Origin of the sequence: Streptomyces tricolor, from assembly GCF_002155905.1 — a bacterium.
GTDB classification, from domain to species: Bacteria; Actinomycetota; Actinomycetes; order Streptomycetales; family Streptomycetaceae; genus Streptomyces; species Streptomyces tricolor.
The window spans coordinates 1-3,817 of the sequence record NZ_MUMF01000689.1; the positions used below are offsets into that span (position 1 = coordinate 1).

At 75.1% G+C, this 3,817-nt stretch carries 2 protein-coding genes; both read left to right on the top strand.

What is annotated here, in order from left to right; all coding sequences use genetic code 11:
- Positions 1–1,934, top strand: a 1,934-nt coding sequence (locus CCN44_RS37430; RefSeq protein WP_086703230.1) for an NHLP bacteriocin export ABC transporter permease/ATPase subunit, incomplete at its 5' end; no start/stop codon positions are given.
- Positions 1,935–2,180: 246 nt separating this feature from the next.
- Positions 2,181–3,817, top strand: a 1,637-nt coding sequence (locus CCN44_RS37435; protein WP_143650272.1) for an AfsR/SARP family transcriptional regulator, incomplete at its 3' end; no start/stop codon positions are given.

The window sequence follows — 3,817 nt, forward strand, 5'->3', positions numbered from 1 at the left end:
CCCGGGTGCGCACCCGGGCCGTCCGCCTGGACGGGCGCTGGTGGCGGGAGAACGTGGGTCCGCTGGTCGGCCACCGGGCGCTGTCCGGGGCGCCGGTCGCGCTGCTGTGGCGGCGCGGCGGCTATGTCGCCGTCCACCCCGGGACGGGGCGCGAGACGCCCGTCGAGAAGGCGAACGCGGAGGAGTTCGAGCCGCGCGCGGTGATGTTCTACCGGCCGCTGCCCGAGGGGCGCCTCGGTCCGCTCGGGCTGCTGCGGTTCAGCCTGCGCGGCACCCGCGCCGACCTGCTGAGCCTGCTGCTCGCGGGGCTGGTGACGGTGGCGATCGGCGCGCTGGTGCCGATCGCGACGGGCAAGGTGCTCGGCGAGTACGTGCCGAGGGCGCAGGAGGGCCTGATCGTCCAGGTGTGCCTGGCGGTGATGGTGAGCGGGGTGGTCGCGGCGGCGTTCACGCTGCTGGAGAACCTGTCGATCCTGCGTCTGGAGGGCCGTATCGAGGCGGCGCTCCAGCCGGCCGTCTGGGACCGGCTGCTGCGCCTGCCCACCCGCTTCTTCACCCAGCGCTCGACCGGGGAACTGGCCAGTGCCGCCATGGGCATCAGCGCGATCCGCCGGCTGCTGGCCGGCGTCGGCCCGGTCGTCGCCCAGTCGGTGACGGTCGGCGCGATGAACCTCGCCCTGCTCTTCTGGTACAGCGCGCCGATGGCGATGGCGGCGATCGGGATGCTCGTCCTCATCGCGGCGGTGTTCGGGGGGCTCGGGCTGTGGCAGGTGCGCTGGCAGCGGCGGCTGGTGACGCTCGGCAACAAGCTGAACAACCAGGCGTTCCAGACCCTGCGCGGGCTGCCCAAGCTGCGGGTGGCGGCGGCCGAGAACTATGCGTACGCGGCCTGGGCGCGGGAGTTCGCGCGCAGCCGGGAGCTGCAGCAGAAGGTCGGCCGGATCAAGAACCTGACCACGGTCCTGGGCGCGGTCTACCTGCCCGTCTGCACCCTGCTGATGTTCATGCTGCTGGCCGGCCCGGCCAAGGGGGCGATGTCGGCGGCGGACTTCCTCACCTTCAACACGTCGGTGACCATGGTGCTCACCTCGGTCACCCAGCTGACCGGCGCGTTCGTGTCGGCGGTGGCGGCGCTGCCGCTGTTCGAGGAGATCAAGCCGGTGCTCGAGGCCACGCCCGAGGTGCGCACGGCGAGCACCCGCCCCGGCCCGCTGTCCGGCGCGGTGGAGGCCCGCCGGCTGTCCTTCCGGTACGCCGACGACGGCCCGCTCGTCCTGGACGACGTGTCCTTCGCGGTGCGGCCGGGCGAGTTCGTGGCGGTCGTCGGCCCGAGCGGCTGCGGCAAGTCCACGCTGCTGCGCCTGCTCATCGGCTTCGACCGGCCGGTCTCCGGCAGCGTCCTGTACGACGGCCAGGACCTGGCGGCGCTCGACCAGTCGGCGGTGCGCCGGCAGTGCGGGGTGGTCCTCCAGCACGCGCAGCCGTTCACCGGCTCGATCATGGACGTCATCTGCGGCGCCGAGCCGTACACCCCGGAGGAGGTGATGGCGGCGGCCGAACTGGCGGGACTCGCGGAGGACATCCAGCGGATGCCGATGGGGCTGCACACGATCGTCGCGGGCAACGGCGCGATCTCCGGCGGCCAGCGGCAGCGCCTGATGATCGCCCAGGCCCTCATCCGGCGCCCGCGCATCCTCTTCTTCGACGAGGCGACCAGCGCCCTGGACAACGACACCCAGCGCATCGTCATCGACAGCACCCGCAAGCTGAACGCCACCCGCATCGTCATCGCCCACCGGCTGTCGACCGTCCTGGACGCCGACCGGGTGATCGTGATGGAGGACGGCAAGGTCGTCCAGCAGGGCACCCCGGCCGAACTCCTCGCGGACACCGGCGGCCGACTGCACGAACTGGTCCGCCGGCAGCTGGCCTAGGGCCTGTCTTCGGCTGCGCCGCCTCCGCTTCGCCCGGCACGGCGCGGAGCGGAGGCGTACGCCCGACGATGTCGCCCTGGACCTGGGCGAACGCCCTGGAGCCCCGCGAGGCGGCGCCCGACTCCGGGGAGGCTGTGGCTGCGGCCGCTGTTGTCGCCGCGCAGTGCCCCGGGGGCGGGCCTGCCGGAACCAGTCGAGGACGGGGCGACCGGGCGCTCGGGAGGTGGCGATACTGGCTCGGTGGGAATGCGGATAGCGGTGCTCGGGCCGGTCCAGGTCTTCGACGGCGACGGCAGGCCGGTCGGCATCGGGGGGCCGAGACCGCGCATGCTGCTGGGCCGACTGGCGTTGGCGGCGGGCGACATCCTGTCGCCCGGCGTGCTCATCGACAGTCTGTGGGGCACACGGCCCCCCGCGGACGCCCTCAACTCGCTGCACGCACTGGTGTACCGGCTGCGCAGGGCCCTGCCCGTCAGTGGTCTGCTGGAGTCGGCGGGGGCAGGCTACCGGCTCGCGGTGCCGAGGGAGCAGGTGGACGCCGCTCGCTTCGAAGCACTGGCGGCGCGGGGCGGCCGGGAACTCGCCACGGGGACTCCCGAGGAGGCGGCTTCCCTGCTCGGCGAGGCGCTCGCGCTGTGGCGGGGACCCGCGCTGGCCGACGTACGGCAGGCCCCGTTCGCCGGCCCCGCCGGCGCCCGGCTGGAGGAGCTGCGGCTCGCGGCGCTGGAGGACTGCTGCGATGCGCGGCTGCGGCTCGGCGACCACGCCGGGGCCCTGGCCGAACTGGAGGCGGCGTCGGCGGACCATCCGTTGCGGGAACGGCTGGCCGCGCTGCGCATGCGGGCGCTCCGGGCGGCGGGCCGGCAGTCCGACGCGCTGACCGTGTTCGAGGACGTACGGCGCAGGCTCGCCGAGGAGTTGGGGGTCGATCCCTCGGCGGAGCTGCGCGAGGCCCACCTGGCGGTGCTGCGCGGCACACCCGGTCCGGCCGTCGTACGGTCCGGGCCGGCCCCCGGCCGGCTGCCCGCGCCGCTGACCTCGTTCGTCGGCCGGGACGGCGAGCTGGCGCTGCTCGACGGGCTGTTGGGCGCCTCCCGGCTGGTCACGGTCATCGGCCCCGGCGGTGTCGGCAAGACCCGGCTGGCCCTGGAGGCGGCCGCCCGGCACCGTACCCACCGGCAGGGCCGGCTGTGGCTCGTCCCGCTGGCCGGAGCGCACGGCCCCGACGGGGTGGCCGACGCGGTGCTGGGCGCGCTCAGCACGCCGCACGCGGCACGGCCGCCCGCCGGAAGCCGCGCGGAGCCGCTGGAGCAGGTGGCCGATCTGCTCGGGGCGGGCGAGGCCGTGCTCGTCCTGGACAACTGCGAGCATGTCGTCGGCGCCGTCGCCGAGGTGGCGCAGTACCTGCTCGAACGACGCCCGCGCCTGACCGTCCTCGCCACCAGCAGGGAACCGCTCCAGGTCCTGGGCGAGGCGCTGTGCCGCATCGGCCCGCTGCCGCTGCCCCGCCCGGGCGCGGACCCGGCCGAGGCCGCCGCGTCGGCCGCCGTGCGGCTCTTCGCCGACCGGGCGACGGCCGTACGGCCCGGCTTCACACTCGACGGCCCCACCCTCACAGCGGTCGGCGAGGTGGTCCGGCGGCTGGACGGGCTGCCGCTCGCCCTGGAACTGGCCGCCGCCCGGCTGGGTTCGATGAACGCCGAGCAGATCGCCCGCCGGCTCGACGACCGGTTCCGGCTGCTGGCCACGGGCAACCGAGCGGCCCAGCCCCGCCAGCGCACGCTGCACGCGGTGATCGAGTGGAGCTGGGAGCTGCTGACCGGCCAGGAGCGGACACTGGCCCGGCGCATGGCCGTCTTCCCCGCCCCGGCCGGGGCCGACGC